Below are 20,148 nucleotides of genomic sequence, written 5' to 3'. Positions count from 1 at the left end.
CCTGGTACCGCCCGTATCTTGAGAACTTCACAGTGGACGCGAGCATCTTTGTAGTCTTTATAATTAACAAGCTACTAAGGGCAATCGGTGGATGCCTAGGCACCAAGAGCCGATGAAGGACGTTATAGCCTGCGATAAGCCACGGGGAGCTGGCAAATAAGCTTCGATCCGTGGATCTCCGAATAGGGAAACCTCGAATACCGGAGGTAAAAGTCCGGCGACCTCTACCTGAACACATAGGGTAGTTGGAGGGAACGTGGGGAAGTGAAACATCTTAGTACCCACAGGAAGAGAAAACAACAGTGATTCCGTCAGTAGTGGCGAGCGAACGCGGAAGAGGCCAAACCGTACCTGTGTGATAGCTGACAGGCGTTGCAGATACGGTGTTGTGGGGTCATTCAGACCATGCTGTCACTGGTCAAGAAGTCAAAAATGATCGTTTAAGACAAAGCGTTTTGGGATAGCGCGGCAGAGAAGGTAACACCCCTGTAGTCGTAAGACGATCACTTCTGAGTGATACCCCAAGTAACACGGAACCCCTGAAATTCTGTGTGAATCCGGCGGGACCACCCGCTAAGCCTAAATACTCCTTGGTGACCGATAGCGGACAAGTACCGTGAGGGAAAGGTGAAAAGTACCCCGGGAGGGGAGTGAAATAGTACCTGAAACCGATTGCCTACAATCCGTTGGAGCCCGAAAGGGTGACAGCGTGCCTTTTGAAGAATGAGCCTGCGAGTTAGCGGTATGTGGCAAGGTTAACCCGTGTGGGGAAGCCGTAGCGAAAGCAAGTCCGAACAGGGCGCTTGAGTCGCATGCCCTAGACCCGAAGCGAAGTGATCTATCCATGGCCAGGTTGAAGCGACGGTAAGACGTCGTGGAGGACCGAACCCACCTAGGTTGAAAACTGGGGGGATGAGCTGTGGATAGGGGTGAAAGGCCAATCAAACTTCGTGATAGCTGGTTCTCCCCGAAATGCATATAGGTGCAGCGTCGCGTGTTTCTTCCCGGAGGTAGAGCACTGGATAGTCTAGGGGGCCCACAAGCTTACCGAAATTAACCAAACTCCGAATACCGGTAAGTGAAACGCGGCAGTGAGACTGTGAGGGATAAGCTTCATAGTCGAGAGGGAAACAGCCCAGATCATCAGCTAAGGTCCCTAAGCGATAACTAAGTGGAAAAGGATGTGGAGTTGCGTAGACAACCAGGAGGTTGGCTTGGAAGCAGCCATCCTTGAAAGAGTGCGTAATAGCTCACTGGTCAAGTGATTCTGCGCCGACAATTTAGCGGGGCTCAAGTTATCCACCGAAGCTATGGCATCCGTAAGGATGGGTAGGGGAGCGTCGTGTGTACGATGAAGCGGCGGGGTGACCCAGCCGTGGAGAGCGCACGAGTGAGAATGCAGGCATGAGTAGCGAATGACGGGTGAGAAACCCGTCCGCCGAATAACCAAGGGTTCCAGGGTCAAGCTAATCTTCCCTGGGTAAGTCGGGACCTAAGGCGAGGCCGACAGGCGTAGTCGATGGACAACGGGTTGATATTCCCGTACCGGCGTATGCACGATCCTGCCGAGGCGAATAATGCTAAGAACGGAAGCTGACGGATGTCTTCGGACTGAAACTCGGCGACCCTTTGACCCAAGTTCGTATTAGGCAAGCTGCGGAGGGACGCAAGAAGGTAGCCCACCCACGGTGTTGGATCCGTGGTCAAGTGCGTAGGGCGAAGGCTAGGTAAATCCGGTCTTCACGTGCCTGAAACATGACGTGTCTGCAGCCTTCGGGCTGTGGTGTGGGTGATCCTATGCTGCCTAGAAAATCTTCGTGAGCGAGTTCATGCGCTGCCCGTACCCCAAACCGACACAGGTGGTTGGGTAGAGAATACCAAGGCGATCGAGATAATCGTGGTGAAGGAACTCGGCAAAATGCCCCCGTAACTTCGGAATAAGGGGGGCCCGAGGTGTTCACGCACTGAGGGCCGCAGAGACCACAGGAAAGCGACTGTTTATCAAAAACACAGGTCCGTGCCAAGTCGCAAGACGATGTATACGGACTGACTCCTGCCCGGTGCTGGAAGGTTAAGGGGAAGTGTCAGCTTCGGCAAAGCACTGAACTTAAGCCCCAGTAAACGGCGGTGGTAACTATAACCATCCTAAGGTAGCGAAATTCCTTGTCGGGTAAGTTCCGACCTGCACGAATGGAGCAACGACTTTCCTACTGTCTCCACCACGAACTCGGCGAAATTGCACTACGAGTAAAGATGCTCGTTACGCGCAGCAGGACGGAAAGACCCCGGGACCTTTACTATAGTTTGGTATTGGTGATTGGGATAACCTGTGTAGGATAGGTGGGAGACTTTGAAGCAGCCACGCCAGTGGTTGTGGAGTCAATGTTGAAATACCACTCTGGTTGTTCTAGTTATCTAACCTAGGTCCGTAATCCGGATCAGGGACAGTTCCTGATGGGTAGTTTGACTGGGGCGGTCGCCTCCTAAAGAGTAACGGAGGCGCCCAAAGGTTCCCTCAGCCTGGTTGGCAATCAGGTATCGAGTGTAAGTGCACAAGGGAGCTTGACTGTGAGAGAGGCATCTCAAGCAGGGACGAAAGTCGGGACTAGTGATCTGACGGTGGCATGTGGAAGCGCCGTCACTCAACGGATAAAAGGTACCCCGGGGATAACAGGCTGATCTTGCCCGAGCGTTCATAGCGACGGCATGGTTTGGCACCTCGATGTCGGCTCGTCGCATCCTGGGGCTGGAGCCGGTCCCAAGGGTTGGGCTGTTCGCCCATTAAAGCGGCACGCGAGCTGGGTTCAGAACGTCGTGAGACAGTTCGGTCCCTATCCGCTGCGCGCGTAGGAGTCTTGAGGAGAGCTGTCCTTAGTACGAGAGGACCGGGACGGACGAACCTCTGGTGTGCCAGTTGTTCCGCCAGGAGCACGGCTGGTTGGCCACGTTCGGAAATGATAACCGCTGAAAGCATCTAAGCGGGAAGCATTCTCCAAGATTAGGGCTCCCACCATATGGTTAAGGACCCCGGTAGCCCACCGGGTTGATAGGTCGGATGTGGAAGTGCAGTAATGTATGGAGCTGACCGATACTAATAGTCCGAGGGCTTGTTATAAACTACAAAGGTGCTACGCGTCCACTGTGAGGTTCCCGAGATACGGTCGGGACACCGCTGCTGAATCGAAAGATCTCAGCCGTGCGGTCCGACAATCTCAATAGAGTTTCGGTGACCATGGCGAGAGGGAAACACCCGGCTCCATTCCGAACCCGGAAGTTAAGCCTCTCAGCGCCGATGGTACTGCATGGGAGACCATGTGGGAGACTAGGACGTCGCCGGACATATAACACACCTCGGGGTGGCCCATTTCATGGGCCACCCCGAGGTGTTTTTGTTTTTCTTCAGGTTCACATGACTGAGCGGTCATGCCGTTCATGTGTCTGGTCGCCATCGGTGTCGGGGACGAGAGAGTGGGCCGGGATGAATGGGGCGGATGTCTTGTGTGATGTAGGGCGTCACGAACGTGGACGCCTGCGAAGAAGGTTTGTCGGGTGTGTGTTGATCAGGGAGAATTGAAGCGTGTCAGACAACAGAGGTGACGGCGGTCGTCGAGATCGTGATGGCGGTTCGGGTCGTGCCGGGCGTGGTGGTGCTGGCGGTGCTGGGAACCGCCGACCCCCGAAGGGGGCACGTCGGGACGGTGTGAAGTCGTTCCGGCGGCGTGACGAAGACAGCCGAGAAAATCGCTCGGGCGACCGGAAGCAGAGCGCTCATCAGTCGGAGAGCCGCGTCCAGGGGAAGCACAGCAGGGGAACGCGTGCTCATGACGCCCGAGGCCGTGGCCATCAGGGACGGGACGGTCATCGAGGTTCGGGGCCGCGTCGATTCCGAACCGACGAAGAACGGGACATGGGTCAGGAACGTGCGCCGCGTAAGAGCGACCTTGAACGTCGGGATCCCCCACTGCCGGAGGGGATGGAGGACGCCCAGCTTCCGCGTGGTGTCCGGGCAGAGCTTCGAGGCGTCCCCAAAGATCTTGCCGATCGGATCGGAGCGCGCATCATCGCGGCAGGTCTGCTCATCGACGAGGATCCGGCTCTCGCGCTTGAACATGTGTTGGTGGCCCGCAGACATGCGGCACGTTTGGCGGTCGTCCGTGAAGCAGTTGCTGAAACAGCGTATGCAGCCGGCGAATGGGCGACCGCGCTGAGTGAGTACCGCACCCTCCGGCGTATGCGCGGCGCTGCTGAATACCTTCCCGTGATCGCGGACTGCGAGCGTGCCCTCGGACGTACACGGGAGGCGCTGGAAACAGTTCAGGATCCGGAGGCCACGAGCCTGGACCCGGATGGCCGTGTCGAGTTGAAGATGGTCGAGGCTGGTATCCGTGCCGATATGGGGCAGACAGCGGAAGCCCAACGGGTGTTGCGCCAGACCATCTCCAATCGGAAACTGGATGGAGCCGCAACTCAACTGACACGTGCTCGCGTCCGCTATGCCTACGCAGACCTGCTCGCAGAGCATGGTGCCCCGACCGCGGGGGAGTGGTTCGCTGCTGCGGCCAAGCTGGATGTCCATCATGAGACCGATGCGGCTGACCGCGTGGATGGCACGGCGGTGGTCTCCTATGACCAGGGCGAAGACGATCACCGAGCAGACGACCACCGAGAAGACGGGGACATCGAGGTGAACGGTCAGGAACACCCCCATGGGTGATTCAACCGCTTTGCTTGGAAGGCACGACGCTTTGCTGTGCGACCTGGACGGGGTCATCTATCTCGGCAACGCGGGGATCCCCGAGGCCTTGCACGTGGTCACGCTGGCTCAGTCACGGGGCATCGCCACCGGCTTTGTCACCAACAACGCCGGACGTTCGCCTCAGGTGGTGGCCGAGCATCTGCAGCTACTTGGTCTGGACGTTGACGCCGAGACCGTCATCACCTCGGGGCAGGCGGCGGCGCAGCAGCTGTCTGAAATGCTCGCGGCTGACTCTCCGGTCCTGGTGGTCGGGTCCGATGCGCTGATGGAAGCCGTGGTGGAGGCTGGACTGCGACCAGCAGGACTCGATGAAGTGCTCGCGAATCCCGAAGCCAGCGGCGTGGCGCAGGGGTACGACCCCGACCTTGTGTGGAGCAGATTGAACGATGCGACGCGCGCGGTGCGTGCCGGGGCTTGTTGGGTCGCAGCCAACACCGACTCCACCCGTCCCACCGACCTCGGCCTCATGCCGGGCACGGGCATGATGGTGAACGCTGTTGCCGCCGCCACCGGCGTGGAACCCCAGGTGGCGGGCAAACCCAATCGTCCCGTGTTCGACACCGCCGTGAGACGTGCCGCCGCCGAACGGCCGATCTTCGTGGGAGACCGCCTCGACACCGACATCGCCGGAGCGAGGGCGTCCGGCATCACCTCCCTATGGGTGCTCAGCGGTTCCCACGGGGCGCATGATGCAGCCGTCGTGCCGCCCGAACAGCTCCCCGACCACGTGGGGCTGACGATCGCGGCAGTGCTCGAGGATCCCATCGAAGTCAGCATCGACATGTCGCGCGAGACCGGTGCGGCATCGGCCAGAGCCCGTGCTCCACAAGGAGACCTCGTACAGATCGACTGCTCCGCGTCCGAGGCCGCCGTGGCGGGAGTGACCCCGAGTAGCGCCGTGACCGCGCTCCAATGCCTGGTGGCCCTGCGCCGAGCCGGCGTCACCACCGATCTGGCGGCAGTGGCCGCCACCATCGACCGTGCACTGAGCATCACCGCTGAGGAACACGATTCTCAAGGCAGAAGCATGGTGGACAGGGAGGTGAGGCATGGATGATGAGCAGGTGACGGCGTCCCTGGCGCCGCCCGAAGCCACCGGCGTCGAGGATATCGATGCAGCCCTGCAAGCGGTCCATGAGGCCGATCCGGCTGACCGCGTCGAAGCACTGGAACAGGCGCACGAGCGGCTACGTGACATTCTGAACGACGGATGAGCCCTGAACGACGGACGGCAGAGGGTGGGCGTCTGGACCGGGCACTGGCAGACCGGGGGTTCGCCCGCTCCCGCAGTCATGCTCAACAGCTCATCCATAGTGGGCTGGTCCGCGTCAGTGGTCAGATCGTCCGACGCCCGGCCGAGCGTGTCGATCCGGAGACATCCTTGGAGGTGGTCGATGCGACCGCCGCGGGTGAGGTGTCCAGGGCCGGCGGCAAACTTCGCGGCGCGTTGGCGGCATGGGACGTGACCGTTCCCGGTCGGTGCGTTGACATCGGATCGTCCACCGGAGGTTTCACCCAGGTCCTGCTGGAGCACGGTGCGGCCACCGTGTTCGCCGTGGATGTGGGAACCGATCAGCTTGAGAGCCGACTACGACAAGATCCACGTGTCCAGGTGCGCGAACAGACCAATGCGCGGGGACTCACGGTGGATGATCTCGATGGTCAGCCGGTGTCGCTCGCGGTGGCCGATGTCTCCTTCATCTCCTTGACGCTCCTGCTGGACCCGATCTTCGGGGTGTTGCGGCCCGACGGTGAAGCCTTGTTGATGGTCAAACCGCAGTTCGAAGTGGGGCGTGCAGCGATCGCTGATGGCGTCGTCCGTGATCGGGGCCTTCGTGAACACGCCGTCGAAGGCGTGCGGAGCGCGGCCGCCGGACGAGGATGGCGGTGTATCGCGACGCGTCCCAGCGATGTCCCGGGGCCATCGGGGAACCTGGAATATTTCTGCTGGTTCGTGGGGCCGCGATCAACGAGGACGGTTGGGCCGAGCAACGCCGGATAGGCTGGCAGGGTGACGACTTCAGGCAAACGCACCGTGGCCGTGCTGACGCACGTGCACCGCCCTTCGGCCATCGAGGCAGCACGACGCTTCGCCGATGGACTCGCCGCCTGTGACGTGATCACAGCCGTGCCGGAGAAAGACCTCGGAGAACTTGCGTTGTCGGGACCGACGATCGAGCCGCTCGATCTGGACGATCCCGATGTGGAGATCCTCGTCGTGTTCGGCGGTGACGGAACCATTCTCCGGGGATCCGAATGGGCACTGCAGCGGGACATCCCGGTGCTGGGCGTCAACCTCGGGCACGTGGGGTTCCTCGCCGAGGCCGACTCCCACGAGATCGACGCCGTCGTGCAACATGTCGTGGACCGCAGCTGGGTCGTCGAGGAGCGACTCACTGCCGAGGTCGTGGTCGAGGACGAACACGGCGAGGAGGTGTGGCGGTCATTCGCGGTCAACGAGGTGTCGATCGAGAAGGCGGCCCGCGAGCGCATGCTGGAGGTCCTGGTCAGCATCGACGACCGGCCTTTGTCCCGGTGGGGATGTGACGGCGTGTTGATCTCGACGCCCACCGGCTCGACCGCTTACGCGTTCTCCGCAGGTGGCCCCGTGGTCTGGCCCGGCGTCGAAGCGTTACTGGTGGTTCCACTGAGCGCCCACGCCCTGTTCGCCCGCCCGATGGTGATGGGCCCGCAGAGCACGATCGCGGTCGAGGTCGTGCGTGATCCGGCAGATCTTGACGGCATCGTCTGGTGTGATGGTCGACGCTCGTTCGAGATTCAGCAGGGGATGCGTGTGACCGTCCACTCCAATGAACATCGCCTGCGTCTGGCCCGAATGAGCCAGGCGCCGTTCACCGATCGGCTGGTGAAGAAATTCGGTCTCCGTGTGGAGGGGTGGCGAGGAGCCGCACGTGCTGACTGAACTGGGGATCCGCGACCTGGGAGTCATCGAGGACGCCCGGCTCGAACTGGCACCGGGACTCACTGCCGTCACCGGTGAAACCGGCGCAGGAAAGACCATGATCGTCACCGGCTTGGGGTTACTGCTGGGGCAGCGCGCCGACGCCGGCCTGATCCGTCGCGGTCAGACCTCGGCCCGGGTCGAGGGGCATTTCACCGAACTGGGACGCCACAGCCGCAAGCAGGCCCGAGAGCTCGGTGCCGAGCTCGACGAGGCTGAAGGGGCTGAAGGGGACGCCGAGATCTTGGTGTCGCGCACCATCCGCAAGGGGCGTTCACGCAGTCACCTCGGCGGTGCGGCTGTACCCACCGGCGTCGCGGCGGAGTTCACCTCGGACCTCCTGACCATCCACGGCCAGTCCGAGCAGGTCCGGCTCGGGCGTCCAGAACGCCAACGCGAGATCCTGGATCGCAGTGGGGGAGAACCTCTGGCAGAAGCCCTCGCCGAGTATCGGGAGCTCTGGGAGACACGCCGACGCATCGCCGAGGAACTCGCCGATGTGACCGAGAACGCCGCCGAACGTGCGCGCGAGCTCGACATGCTGAAATTCGGGCTCGATGAAATCGAGGCGGTTGCTCCACAACCGGGTGAGGACGCGGAGCTGCTGGCCGAGGCGACACGGTTGCAGGACGTCGACGCCCTGCGTCTGGCCTGCTCCACAGCACTCGTCGCTCTCTCCGGCGACGCCGACGACATCGATGGCGCCTGCGCTCTCACCGCTGCGGCGACCGCGCAGAAAGCGCTGTCCGAAGCCGCGGATCCGGAGCTGGCTGCCATGGCCACTCGCGCCGGTGAGATCTCCGCATTGGCCGCAGACCTCGCCAGCGACCTCGCGTCCTACAACGACTCCCTCGCCGCCGACCCGGCGCGCTTGGACGCCATCATGGCGAGACAGGCAGACCTGAATGCGCTGACCCGCAAGTACGGCAACACGATCGATGAGGTTCTCACCTGGGCCGAGACATCGGCAGCCCGAGCCGCGCAGCTCGACGCCGGTTCCGATCGGGTCGATGAGCTCCGGGCACGCCTGTTGGAGCTCGATGAACAGCTTCGCGAGAGTGGGGCACGCCTCAGCGACCTTCGACGCGGGGCTGCGCAGAAGCTCAGCGATGCGGTCACCACCGAACTCGAGGCGCTCGCGCTGCCTCACGCCCGGCTCTTCTTCGCGCTGGACCGGCTTCCACAGCCCGGACCCCATGGACTCGACCAGATCACACTGATGTTCACCGCCAACCCCGGGTCGGAGCCGCGGCCGTTGGCCAAGGCGGCCTCCGGCGGTGAGCTCTCCCGTGTCCGTCTGGCTCTCGAGGTCGTGTTGGCCGGGGACGAGGAGGGCGGCACGTTCGTCTTCGATGAGGTCGACGCCGGTATCGGCGGTGCCGTGGCGATCGAGGTCGGACGCCGACTCGCCCGACTGGCCGAACACAGTCAGGTGATAGTGGTCACGCACCTCGCACAGGTGGCGGCTTTTGCCGATACACATCACGTGGTGGTCAAGTCTTCGGATGGCGCTGTCACCACCTCCGGTGTGACAGCAGTTGCCGATGACGACCGCGCAGCCGAGTTGGCGCGCATGATGGCGGGGATGGAGGATTCGGAGACGGCTCTTGCGCATGCACGAGAGCTTCTGAGCCAGGCCAGGACCTGAAGACCTGTCCCTCGGTCGAACAATCGGCGTTATTGCAGTTAGGATGGCAGCCCGTGGGAAGCGTAGAGACCAAGCACGTGTTCGTGACCGGGGGCGTTGCCTCCTCACTCGGCAAGGGGTTGACCGCCTCGAGTCTGGGTAGTCTGCTGAAGGCACGCGGTCTGCGCGTCACCATGCAGAAGCTCGATCCCTATCTGAACGTGGATCCGGGCACGATGAACCCCTTTCAGCACGGTGAGGTCTTCGTCACCGAGGATGGTGCCGAGGCTGACCTCGACATCGGGCATTATGAGCGGTTCCTCGACGTCGACCTGTCGTCGGAGGCCAACGTCACCACCGGCAAGGTCTATTCGGCCGTCATCGCCAAGGAACGCCGTGGTGAATACCTGGGCGACACGGTGCAGGTGATCCCGCACATCACCAATCAGCTCATGGAGGAGATGCTCGCCATGGGCGGGCCCGATGTCGATGTCGTACTCCACGAGATCGGCGGAACCGTCGGCGACATCGAATCCCTCCCGTTCCTGGAGGCTGCTCGTCAGGTACGACGCGACGTGGGGCGGGAAAACGTGTTCTTCCTGCACGTCTCGCTCATCCCCTACATCGGCCCCAGCGGTGAGCTCAAGACCAAACCCACCCAGCACTCGGTGGCGGCCCTGCGCCAGGTCGGCATCCAACCCGACGCTCTGGTCTGCCGCGCCGACCGCGACATCCCCGAGTCGGTCAAGCGCAAGGTCGCGCTCATGTGTGACGTCGAGGAGCAGGCGGTCATCGCCTGTATCGACGCTCCGTCGATCTACGACATCCCGCGCGTCCTGCACGCCGAAGGCCTCGACGCCTACCTGGTGCGCAAGCTTGACCTCCCGTTCCGTGATGTGGACTGGACCACGTGGAACGACCTGCTCGACCGCGTCCATCACCCGGCTGACGAGGTCACGGTCGCGCTGGTCGGGAAGTATGTCGACCTTCCCGACGCCTACCTCTCGGTGGCCGAGGCCATTCGCGCCGGCGGGTTCGCGCACCGTACGAAGGTGAACATCCGCTGGGTACCTTCTGACGCCTGCGAGACGCCCGAGGCCGCGCAGCGTGAACTTGGAGAGGTCGACGCCATCTGCGTTCCGGGCGGATTCGGCATCCGAGGCGTCGAGGGCAAGCTCGGGGCGGTCCGACATGCGCGCACCAACGGCATTCCGATCCTCGGCCTGTGCCTGGGGCTGCAGTGCATGGTCATCGAGGTCGCCCGTAACAAAGCGGGGCTGGTCGGTGCAGCGTCGACCGAGTTCGAGGAGAACCCCGAGCATCCGGTGATCGCCACGATGGCCGAGCAGGTGGACATCGTCAACGGGGGAGACCTGGGCGGCACGATGCGCCTGGGGTCCTACCCGGCGGAATTGGAGCGGGGTTCACTCGTCGCCGGTATGTACGGCGTGCATCGTGTCACCGAGCGTCATCGCCACCGGTATGAGGTGAACAACGAGTACCGCGAGCAGTTGGAGAGCGTGGGGCTGCGTTTCAGCGGCACTTCGCCCGATGGACGACTCGTGGAATTCATCGAACTCGACGCCGAGGAACACCCCTTCTTCGTGGCGACGCAGGCGCATCCGGAGCTCAAATCCCGTCCAACTCGACCCCATCCGCTGTTCGCCGGACTCATCGGCGCGGCTCTGCGGCATCGTACGAATCGTCAGCTTCCGGTCGACCTCGAACCCGATGCGGAAAGCGCGGCCGGTGAACCGGAGCCGACGAATGACGGGGCAGACCAGGAGTGAGCATCGATCTGCCGGTCTGGACCGAGCTGCGTGACCGTGCGGTGGCGTGGCCGGTGGAGTCATCGGAGAGCATCTTCGAGGGCAATGTCCTGTCCATGACCCGTGAACAAGTGCGCACCCCCAGCGGCGAGCTGCTCGACCGAGAGGTCGTGGGACACCCCGGCGCGGTGGCCGTCCTCGCACTCGATGCCGACGAGAACGTGGTGTTGCTGAGGCAGTACCGCCATCCTGTCGGGCACGAGCTTGTGGAGATCCCCGCCGGCCTGCTCGATGTCACCGGCGAAGATCCGGAGCATGCAGCTCGCCGGGAACTGGCCGAGGAGACAGGTCTTGCAGCCTCCGATTGGCACGTCCTTGCCGACATCGCGACCTCTCCCGGAGGAAACCGCGAAGTGGTGCGGATCTATCTGGCGCGTGGTCTGGCTCATGCCGATCGCCCCGAGGGATTCGTCGTGGAGGGCGAGGAAGCACACATGAGCGTCGGGCGGGCGTCAGCCGAAGCCGTGCGTGACGCGGTCCTGGCCGGTGACATGGCGAACCCCGCCGTGTCCGTCGGGATCTTGGCCTGGTTCTCGGCCGGGCGGGACGTGACGCGTCTGCGGCCGGCCGATTCACCGTGGCCGATGCGGGAACGCCGCGTCGGCCGGGCATGACCTCGCTGGAGGCGGTCATCACCGCCTACCTCGACCACCTGCTGATCGATCGTGGGTTGTCGACGAACTCGATCGACGCCTACCGGCGTGATCTCGCCCGCTATCAACGTGTCCTCGCCGATGCCTCGATCACGCAGATCGAGGAGGTGACCGAAGCGGATGTGCTGGCCTTCGTCGGATCCCTGACCGATTCGGGCCTGGCGCGGACGTCGATCGCGCGGGCCGTGGTGTCGGTACGCAACCTGCACACCTTCGCCGTGGCGGAGGGGCATGGCCGGGAGAACCCGGCTGCCGAGGTGCGACCGCCGAAACCACCGGGCCGGTTGCCCAAAGCTCTCACGATCGCCCAGGTTCAGGCACTGCTCGACGCCCCGGATCGGACCACTCCGGAAGGTCTGCGCGATGCGACACTGCTCGAGCTGCTCTATGGCACGGGGGCTCGGATCTCCGAGATCGTCGCCCTCGACGTTGATGATCTGACGCGTGTGCTGGCCGACCCGGAGATGGGGCTGCGTCTGCTCGGCAAGGGGGACAAGGAACGGTTGGTGCCCCTCGGATCATTTGCGCGGGATGCGGTGGACGCCTGGCTCGTTCGTGGGCGTCCGGTATTCGTCGAACGGGGCGCGAAATCGTCCCCCGCGCTTGTGTTGAACCAGCGCGGTGGGCGGCTCTCACGTCAGAGCGCATGGGCGGTTCTGCAACGCGCCGTGGCTGCCGCAGGCCTGGATGCGGAGGTCTCGCCGCACACCCTGAGGCACTCTTACGCCACCCATCTGCTTGACGGAGGGGCCGATGTGCGCGTGGTCCAGGAACTTCTGGGACATGCGTCTGTGGCGACGACGCAGATCTACACGCTCGTCACCGTCGACCATCTGCGAGAGACTTATCTGACGTCCCACCCACGTGCGTACTAGGCTGGGATGTTCAAGTACCACCGGTAGGAGGACCGTCACGTGACTGCAGGCACCGACCCCCGTGACATCGAACCGTATGCGCGGGATGTGCGTGCGTCCGATGACGCCCTTTTCGACGCTCCGCAGACACCGGCGCCCGAGGAACCAGAGCCCGAGGAACTCGACCTCACCGGTCGTGCCTGGCCCGAACTCCCTGAGCCGAGCGCGCCCGCGCCGGGACCCAAACGCGCCACCATCCTGGCGGTCTGCAACCAGAAAGGTGGCGTCGGCAAGACGACCACGAGCATCAACCTGGGGGCGGCGCTGGCCGAGACCGGACGCCGCGTCCTGATGGTCGACTTCGATCCGCAGGGCTCGTTGACCGTCGGTCTTGGGATCAATCCCCACGCGCTGGAGTTGAGCGTCTACAACCTCCTGCTGCAACGCAATGTGGATGTCGATGAGGTGATCGTCGAGAGCGACACCGATGACGTGGACGTGCTGCCGGCGAACATCGACCTCTCGGCCGCGGAAGTGCAGCTGGTCTCGGAGGTGGCCCGCGAGATGATTCTCTCGCGCCTGCTCGACCGGCTTCGAGACCGTTACGACGTCATCCTGATCGACGCCCCGCCCTCGTTGGGTCTGCTGACGATCAATGCGCTCACCGCTGCCGACGGAGTGATCATCCCTCTTGAGTGCGAGTACTTCGCGCTGCGTGGGGTGGCCTTGCTGACCGACACCATTTCGAAGGTCCAGGAACGTCTCAACCCCGATCTGGAGATCGTGGGTATTCTGGGGACCATGTTCGACTCGCGAACGCTGCACAGTCGTGAGGTGCTGCAGCGTGTGGTCGAGGCATTCGGGGATATCGTCTTCCACACCGTCATCAAGCGCACGGTGAAGTTTCCGGAGACTTCGGCTGCGGGCGAACCGATCACGAGTTACGCGGGAACTTCGCCGGGGGCACGGGCGTACCGGACCCTGGCTCGGGAGGTGCTGGCGAGATGCCACGCGAGATGAAACCGGAGAACGCCGCCGAGATGCTGCATGCCGATGTGCAGCCCTTGTCGGTGGCGCGACCATCACAACGCCGCGCCATGGGCGCGGGAACCAGCAGCGGCAGTGGCCGTGTGCGCCACGACGAGAAGATCACCGTCTACATCTCCAGTGAGGAGCTGCTTCGATTGGAGCAGGCACGGCTCGCGCTCCGCAGCGACCACGGAATCTCGGTGGATCGAGGACGCGTGGTGCGCGAAGCGGTGGCCACGTGTTTGGATGACCTCGACGCACACGACACCGACAGCGCTTTGGTGCATCGTCTCGGCTCGGACTCGTGACGCAGCAGAGCGCCACGTCAGACGTCTTCACCCTCCGGCTCGACAACTTCGAGGGCCCTTTCGATCTCCTGCTGCAGCTCATCGCCAAGCACGAGCTGGATGTCACCGAGGTGGCGCTCTCCAAGGTCACCGACGAGTTCATTGCATTCATCCGTGCTGCCGAGCACACCTGGGATCTGGACCGCACCAGCGAGTTCGTGCTGGTGGCTGCCACTCTGCTCGATCTCAAGGCTGCCCGTCTCGTGCCGAGCGGTGAGGTGGAGGACGCCGAGGACCTGGCTCTGTTCGAGGCCCGTGATCTGTTGTTCGCTCGGCTGCTCCAGTACCGGGCCTTCAAGGAGGTCGCAGATCGTCTGCGGTCACGTTGGGATGCCGAAGCGCAACACCATCCTCGGCCCGGAGGTCTGGAACCACAGTTCACCGGACTGCTGCCCGAGGTGGAACTGGGCGTCACACCCGAACGCTTCGCCCGCATCGCGGCCCGAGCGCTGACGCCCACCGAGGCCGCAGAGGTCTCCCTGACGCATCTGCACGCGCCTGCGGTCAGCGTCCGGGAACAGGCCGACATCGTCATGGACCGGCTCCGCTCCGCCGGACGCGTCACATTCGGCGATCTCGTGGCCGACTCCGCCAATCGGCTCACCACCGTCTGCCGCTTCCTGGCACTGTTGGAGTTGTATCGCGAACGGGCCATCGTCTTCGAGCAGGATGCCGCCCTCGGCGCGCTTCACGTCGTCTGGAGCGGAGAAGTGGATCACATCGAGATCGACGAGTTCGAAGGCGCGCCGGGTGCCGAGGGCGCCGACGCCCCGCCACCGGTGAACCAGCCATCAGTCAGTCCGTCACAGTCAGTCAGCCCGTCGCAGGAGGCCGATCCCACATGACCGAATCGAATGTGAACGAGGGGTCGAATATGAATGAGGGGCCGAATGAGCAGCACGGGACGCCGCCGCACCATCCGGTGATCGAGGCCATTCTGTTGATGGCGACCGAGCCGGTTCCGGCGTCCGCGATCGCCGAGGCCCTGGACGAACCGGCCTCGGAGGTCGAGGACGCCATGGCCGAGTTGGCCGATTTCTACGACCGTTCCGGGCGCGGGTTCGCACTGCGCCACAGCGGTGGCGGATGGCGTCTGCAGACCCGGCCCGAACATGCCGAAGCGCTGGGGGAGTGGGTCGTGAGCGGTCAGAATGCCAAGCTCAGTCGCGCGGCGATGGAGACCCTGGCCGTGGTGGCGTACCTGCAGCCGGTCACGCGGACGCGGGTGTCGGCGGTTCGCGGGGTCAAGGTGGATGCGGTGATGCGGACACTCGAATCGCGCGGGCTCGTCGAGCCCGTCGAGTCCGATCAACCCGGCCAGGCCTACGGGACGACCTCCCTTTTCTTGGAGCGCTTGGGGATCGACTCCCTGGACGAGTTGCCCGACCTGGCGCCGCACCTGCCCGACGCCCTGGACCTCGAGGCCGAGCTGGCCCGGCTGGATCCGGTGCACGAGAATGGCCCGGACGGCCCGGACGCGGAGACGACCGACGTCGTGGACACAGCCGAAGCTCTTGACGGAGCCGAAGCTTTTGAAGGGGAAGGGGCTGACGGTGAGTGATGCGAAGGAGGCGACCGAAGGGATTCGGTTGCAGAAGGTCTTGTCGCAGGCGGGTATCGCTTCACGGCGCGCTGCCGAGCAGATGATCGTCGATGGGCGTATCGAGGTGAACGGGCGGTTGGTGACCGAGTTGGGCACCCGCGTCTTCCCGGACCGGGACCAGATCCGCGTCGATGGATCACGGATCCCGCCACCGCGTCGCCACGTGTACCTGGTGGTCAACAAGCCCCGCGGTGTCGTCTCGACGATGGATGACCCACAGGGTCGGGCCACCTTGGAGGAGTTCCAGCCGCGCAACACCCGGTTGTTCCACGTCGGTCGACTCGACACCGAAACCGATGGGCTCATCCTCATGACCAATGACGGCGAGTTCGCAAACCGCATGTCGCATCCCGCGCACGAGGTGCCCAAGACATATCTGGCTGAGGTGGAGGGCATCGTCACCGAGAAGGAAGTTCAGCGGCTCCTGAAGGGGCTCACGCTGGAGGACGGGTTCATCCGCGCCGACGCGGCCAAGGTGGTCAATCGTGTGGACGGGCCGCCCCGCTCGCTGCTGCGGATCACGATCCATTCGGGCCGCAACCGCATCGTGCGCCGGATGTGTGACGCGATCGCGCACCCTGTGCGTGAGCTGTCGCGGATCTCGATCGGCCCCGTCCGCCTGGGCCGTCTGCCGGTGGGGGAGAGCCGGGAGCTGACGCGCGAGGAGCTAGGTGAGCTGTTCGACATGGTGGGGCTGTGATCATTCGACGCATCCGTGGGCTCGAGACCGAGTTCGGCGTCCTGTGCGTGCAGCGCGGCGAGGGTCAGCGACGACGCCTCGGCGCCGATGAGGTCGCCCGGCAGCTGTTCCGCAGCGTCGTGGCATGGGGGAAGTCCAGCAATGTGTTCCTCGACAACGGCGGTCGGCTCTACCTCGATGTCGGATCACATCCCGAGTACGCCACGGCCGAATGTGACACCTTCACCGACCTCATCGCGCAGGATCGCGTGGGCGAGATCCTGGTGCAGGAGCTCGCCGAGCAGGCGCGTGAACGGCTGGCCGACGAGGGTACCGAGGCAGACATCTTCGTCTTCAAGAACAACGTCGATTCCCACGGGAACTCGTATGGCTGCCACGAGAACTACCTGGTCTCCCGGGATCTCGATCTGGCCGATCAGGCCGAGCTGCTCATCCCGTTCCTCGTGACCCGGCAGCTCTACGCCGGGGCAGGGCATCTGGGGCCCGATGGTGGATTCCAGCTCTCGCAGCGGGCCGAGCACATGTGGGATCCGGTGTCGTCGGCCACGACGCGCACCCGCCCCATGATCAACACCCGCGACGAACCCCACGCCGATCCGGCGCGGTTCCGGCGTCTGCACGTGATCGTGGGGGACTCCAACATGTCCGAGACAGTCACGTGGCTCAAGGTGACCACAGCTGATCTGGTGCTCCGGCTCATCGAATCCGGCGCCCTGCTCGGCGACCTCACCCTGGACGTCCCCGGCCGGGCCATCCGTGAGGTGAGCCATGACCTCACCGGACGCGCGGTGCTCACCCTGGCGTCCGGCCGAACGATTTCCGCCCTCGACGTGCAACGCCGGTTCCATGCCGCATGCCAGGCCTTTTTCGAGACCGGCGACGCCGAGGAGATCTCCGCCGCGGACCGGCCCGATCTGGAAGCAGCGCTCGAATTGTGGGGCGATGTCCTCGACGCCTTCGAAAGCGATGACCTGGAGTCGTTCGCCGACCGTCTCGACTGGGTCGCCAAACGTCGCCTGTTGACGCAGTTCGCCGAACGGCATGATCTGCCGTGGACCGACGCCCGGCTGGCCGAACTCGCCCTGCGGTACCACGACATCCACCCCGAACGGGGCATCGTCCCCACGATGGTGCGGCGCGGCGCGATGCGACGTCTCGTCACCGACGCTCAGGTGGAACAGGCCCGCGCCGAGCCACCGGCGACCACGCGCGCCCATCTGCGGTCCCGTTTCCTGGCCGCCGCCCGTGCTGCGGGGGTCGAGCACAGTGTCGACTGGGTGAATCTCCGTATCCTCGAACAACCTGCCCGGCGCTGGGCGGACGCCCCATCGATGTCGCCCCGGCAGGTGCTGCTGACCGACCCGTTCACGACCGAGGATCGACGCGTCGATGACCTCATCGATTCCCTCCAGCAATTCGAGCAGGACCGCTGACCACGCGATCATGTGAGTTGAAGGCGTGCTGCCGTGCGCGCCTCGGGTACATTGGCCCGGCAGAGAAATCACCCACCGACAGAAGGTCCACCTGTGCGCGTGAAATCGCAGATCGCCGCCGCCGCGGCCGCCCTGGTCGCCGTGTTGACATTGGCCGCCTGCGGGTCCGGGGGAGTCGGCGAGGAGCCGACGCCTACGCCGGAGCCGAATGAGTCGTCCTCCGCGACGCCGACTCCGGGGGCGGAGAAGCCTGATGAGAACACCTCCGACAACCTCGATGGCATCAAGGTGAGCAAGGGCAAGGAACCGAAGATCGACTTCGAGGCCCCGTTCGCGATCGACGAGACACGCACCAAGGTGCTCAAGGAGGGCAAGGGATCCAAGCTCTCGGAGAGCTCGACCGCGGTGGTCCATTACAAGGGAGTCAATGGTCGCACCGGCAAGCCTTTCGACGAGTCCTACAGCCGTGGCGAACCAGTGAGCTTCCCGCTGGACCAGGTGGTTCCCGGCTTCAAGAAGGGCCTCACCGACCAGAAGGTCGGCTCACGCGTCCTCATCGCCATGCCCGGTGCCGACGGCTACGACAGCTCTGGTGGTAACCCCCAGGCCGGGATCGAAGTGGGCGACACCCTTGTGTTCGTGGTCGACATCACCGACGGGACGCGCGATCGTGCCTCGGGCAAGGCCGAGGATGCGCCCAAGGGATTGCCGAAGGTCTCGGGCCCAGGGGACGCCGAACCGAAGGTGGAGATCCCCGAGGGCGCCCCGCCGAAGAAACTGGAATCGGCGACGCTGATCAGTGGTGACGGCAAGAAGGTCGCCGAGGGCGACACCGTGACCGCCAACTTCGTCATGTACACGTGGGAGGGCGGTGAGATGGTCGAGACCACCTACCCGCCGAAGCAGCCGGCCACCGGGCCGCTGGGTAACCTCATCGCCGGATGGCAGGAAGGGCTCGTCGGCCAGAAGGTCGGCTCCCGCGTCCTACTGGTGATCCCGCCGGACAAGGCCTACCCGCAGGGCAACAATGTGCCGTCGATCGAACCCCAGCAGACGCTGGTGTACGTGGTCGACATCCTGTGGACCGAACAGACCCAGCAGCAGATGCCCGGAGGCTGAGTCGCCCCCACATCAAGTCCGGCCCCTTGGGTCATGCCACGCCCCGAACTCCGGTTCGGGGCGTGGTGCTGTTCGAGGGGAACGTGATCGGTTGCACGCGCTCGGGGAGCGGGAACGGTCGGCAACTCCTACTACGGGGAGTAGTGTGGTGGGCAGAGTGTTGCCGCCCCGGGAGGTTTGACCATGGATCAGCCGTCACAGCGAAACCTCACGCATCTGCCCGATCTCAGCACCTCGGCCGGACGTGTGGGGCCGGTGCGGACGCGGATGCCCATCTACGTGGATCTGCTGCCGCCGTGCAATCATGCCTGCCCCGCCGGCGAGAACATCCAGGAATGGCTCCGTCTGGTGAAGGCCGGGGATGATCATGCGGCATTCATCGAGCTGACGCGGAACAACCCGTTTCCGGCCATCCATGGCCGGGTCTGCTATCACCCCTGTGAGAGCGCCTGCAACCGCATCGAGCTTGATGGCGCGGTGTCGATCCACTCCGTCGAGCGATACCTCGGCGACCTCGCCATCGAATCGGGCTGGCGGTTCGAGGCTCCGCCGCACCGGTCGGGACGCCGTGTTCTCATCGTCGGCTCCGGGCCCTCGGGATTGTCGGCCGCGTATCACCTGGCGATGCTCGGGCATGAGGTCGAGGTGCACGACTCATCCGAACAGCCCGGCGGAATGATGCGTTACGGCATTCCCGAGTATCGACTTCCGCGCGCCGTGCTCGATGCCGAGATCGACCGTCTGCGTGATCTCGGGGTCCGCTTCGTGCAGAACCACAAGGTGGAGGACCTCCTGACCGAACAGCAGGAAGGTGAGTTCGATGCGGTCTTCGTGGCCATCGGTGCTCACCTCTCCAAGCGCGTCGACATCCCGACCCGCGATGCCGGACGCATCGTCGACGCCGTCTCGTTCCTGCGTGGCGTCGCATCGGGGGAGCGCCCGGTCATCGGCCGCCGCGTCGCGGTCTACGGCGGTGGCAACACCGCCATGGACGCCGCCCGCACGGCTCGGCGGCTCGGAGCCGAGGAATCCATCGTGGTCTACCGACGTACCGAGGAGCACATGCCGGCCCACGCCATCGAGCGTGAGGAAGCGGTGCGCGAGGGCGTCCAGATGAACTGGTTGCGCACGATCAACGAGGTCGACGAGGGGCAGATGCGCGTCGAGATCATGGAGATCGGAGACGACGGGAAACCTCACGGCACCGGACGCTTCGAGACGCTCGAGGCCGACACC

At 64.0% G+C, this 20,148-nt stretch carries 17 protein-coding genes and 2 rRNA genes; all 19 read left to right on the top strand.

Translation table 11 applies throughout. The annotated features are described in order from the left end of the window. Window positions 1–64: 64 nt before the first annotated feature. Window positions 65–3,115 (top strand): 23S ribosomal RNA (locus FB460_RS06800). A 107-nt stretch (window positions 3,116–3,222) separates the two neighbouring features. Then, window positions 3,223–3,339 (top strand): 5S ribosomal RNA (gene rrf / locus FB460_RS06795). 568 nt (window positions 3,340–3,907) lie between these two features. After that, window positions 3,908–4,714, top strand: coding sequence for a tetratricopeptide repeat protein (locus FB460_RS06790; RefSeq protein WP_142093412.1), 807 nt, complete (start codon window positions 3,908–3,910; stop codon window positions 4,712–4,714). After that, window positions 4,707–5,813 carry an HAD-IIA family hydrolase gene (locus tag FB460_RS06785; protein ID WP_142093411.1) on the top strand — a complete coding sequence of 369 codons (1,107 nt, stop codon included), beginning with the start codon at window positions 4,707–4,709 and terminating at the stop codon, window positions 5,811–5,813. Before FB460_RS06790 ends, FB460_RS06785 begins: the two co-directional genes overlap by 8 nt. Next, window positions 5,806–5,970, top strand: coding sequence for a hypothetical protein (locus tag FB460_RS13035; protein ID WP_170209989.1), 165 nt, complete (start codon window positions 5,806–5,808; stop codon window positions 5,968–5,970). Before FB460_RS06785 ends, FB460_RS13035 begins: the two co-directional genes overlap by 8 nt. Beyond that, on the top strand, window positions 5,967–6,758 hold the full coding sequence (locus FB460_RS06780; RefSeq protein ID WP_142093410.1) for a TlyA family RNA methyltransferase: 792 nt from the start codon (window positions 5,967–5,969) through the stop codon (window positions 6,756–6,758). Before FB460_RS13035 ends, FB460_RS06780 begins: the two co-directional genes overlap by 4 nt. A 9-nt stretch (window positions 6,759–6,767) precedes the next feature. Continuing rightward, window positions 6,768–7,679, top strand: coding sequence for an NAD kinase (locus FB460_RS06775; RefSeq protein ID WP_142093409.1), 912 nt, complete (start codon window positions 6,768–6,770; stop codon window positions 7,677–7,679). Continuing rightward, entirely contained in the window at window positions 7,669–9,366 is a 1,698-nt protein-coding gene (recN, locus tag FB460_RS06770) for a DNA repair protein RecN (protein ID WP_142093408.1), read from the top strand. Before FB460_RS06775 ends, recN begins: the two co-directional genes overlap by 11 nt. A gap of 53 nt (window positions 9,367–9,419) precedes the next feature. Further along, complete coding sequence (locus tag FB460_RS06765; RefSeq protein ID WP_142093407.1) at window positions 9,420–11,135, top strand: CTP synthase; 1,716 nt, start codon at window positions 9,420–9,422, stop codon at window positions 11,133–11,135. Beyond that, on the top strand, window positions 11,132–11,788 hold the full coding sequence (locus FB460_RS06760; protein ID WP_246044311.1) for an NUDIX domain-containing protein: 657 nt from the start codon (window positions 11,132–11,134) through the stop codon (window positions 11,786–11,788). The genes FB460_RS06765 and FB460_RS06760 overlap by 4 nt, the downstream gene beginning before the upstream one ends. Further along, window positions 11,785–12,702 (top strand): site-specific tyrosine recombinase XerD, encoded by a 918-nt coding sequence (xerD, locus tag FB460_RS06755; protein ID WP_142093406.1) that lies wholly within the window; start codon window positions 11,785–11,787, stop codon window positions 12,700–12,702. Before FB460_RS06760 ends, xerD begins: the two co-directional genes overlap by 4 nt. An 87-nt stretch (window positions 12,703–12,789) precedes the next feature. Then, window positions 12,790–13,701 carry a ParA family protein gene (locus tag FB460_RS06750; RefSeq protein ID WP_142094245.1) on the top strand — a complete coding sequence of 304 codons (912 nt, stop codon included), beginning with the start codon at window positions 12,790–12,792 and terminating at the stop codon, window positions 13,699–13,701. Then, on the top strand, window positions 13,686–14,018 hold the full coding sequence (locus tag FB460_RS13190) for a hypothetical protein (protein ID WP_211345898.1): 333 nt from the start codon (window positions 13,686–13,688) through the stop codon (window positions 14,016–14,018). The genes FB460_RS06750 and FB460_RS13190 overlap by 16 nt, the downstream gene beginning before the upstream one ends. Then, on the top strand, window positions 14,015–14,902 hold the full coding sequence (locus FB460_RS06740; RefSeq protein ID WP_142093405.1) for a segregation and condensation protein A: 888 nt from the start codon (window positions 14,015–14,017) through the stop codon (window positions 14,900–14,902). The genes FB460_RS13190 and FB460_RS06740 overlap by 4 nt, the downstream gene beginning before the upstream one ends. Further along, complete coding sequence (gene scpB, locus FB460_RS06735) at window positions 14,899–15,618, top strand: SMC-Scp complex subunit ScpB (protein WP_246044310.1); 720 nt, start codon at window positions 14,899–14,901, stop codon at window positions 15,616–15,618. The genes FB460_RS06740 and scpB overlap by 4 nt, the downstream gene beginning before the upstream one ends. Then, a complete protein-coding gene (locus FB460_RS06730; RefSeq protein ID WP_246044309.1) occupies window positions 15,611–16,360 on the top strand; it encodes a pseudouridine synthase in 750 nt (249 codons plus the stop codon). The genes scpB and FB460_RS06730 overlap by 8 nt, the downstream gene beginning before the upstream one ends. Then, on the top strand, window positions 16,357–17,793 hold the full coding sequence (gene pafA, locus FB460_RS06725) for a Pup--protein ligase (protein WP_246044308.1): 1,437 nt from the start codon (window positions 16,357–16,359) through the stop codon (window positions 17,791–17,793). Before FB460_RS06730 ends, pafA begins: the two co-directional genes overlap by 4 nt. A gap of 93 nt (window positions 17,794–17,886) precedes the next feature. Further along, window positions 17,887–18,912, top strand: coding sequence for an FKBP-type peptidyl-prolyl cis-trans isomerase (locus FB460_RS06720; protein ID WP_246044307.1), 1,026 nt, complete (start codon window positions 17,887–17,889; stop codon window positions 18,910–18,912). A 183-nt stretch (window positions 18,913–19,095) separates the two neighbouring features. Then, a partial coding sequence (locus tag FB460_RS06715; protein WP_170209988.1) for an FAD-dependent oxidoreductase occupies window positions 19,096–20,148 on the top strand: 1,053 nt, incomplete at its 3' end.

Source organism: Propioniferax innocua (assembly GCF_006716235.1).
Taxonomy (GTDB): Bacteria; Actinomycetota; Actinomycetes; order Propionibacteriales; family Propionibacteriaceae; genus Propioniferax; species Propioniferax innocua.
This window is presented reverse-complemented; position numbering and strand designations above follow the sequence as displayed.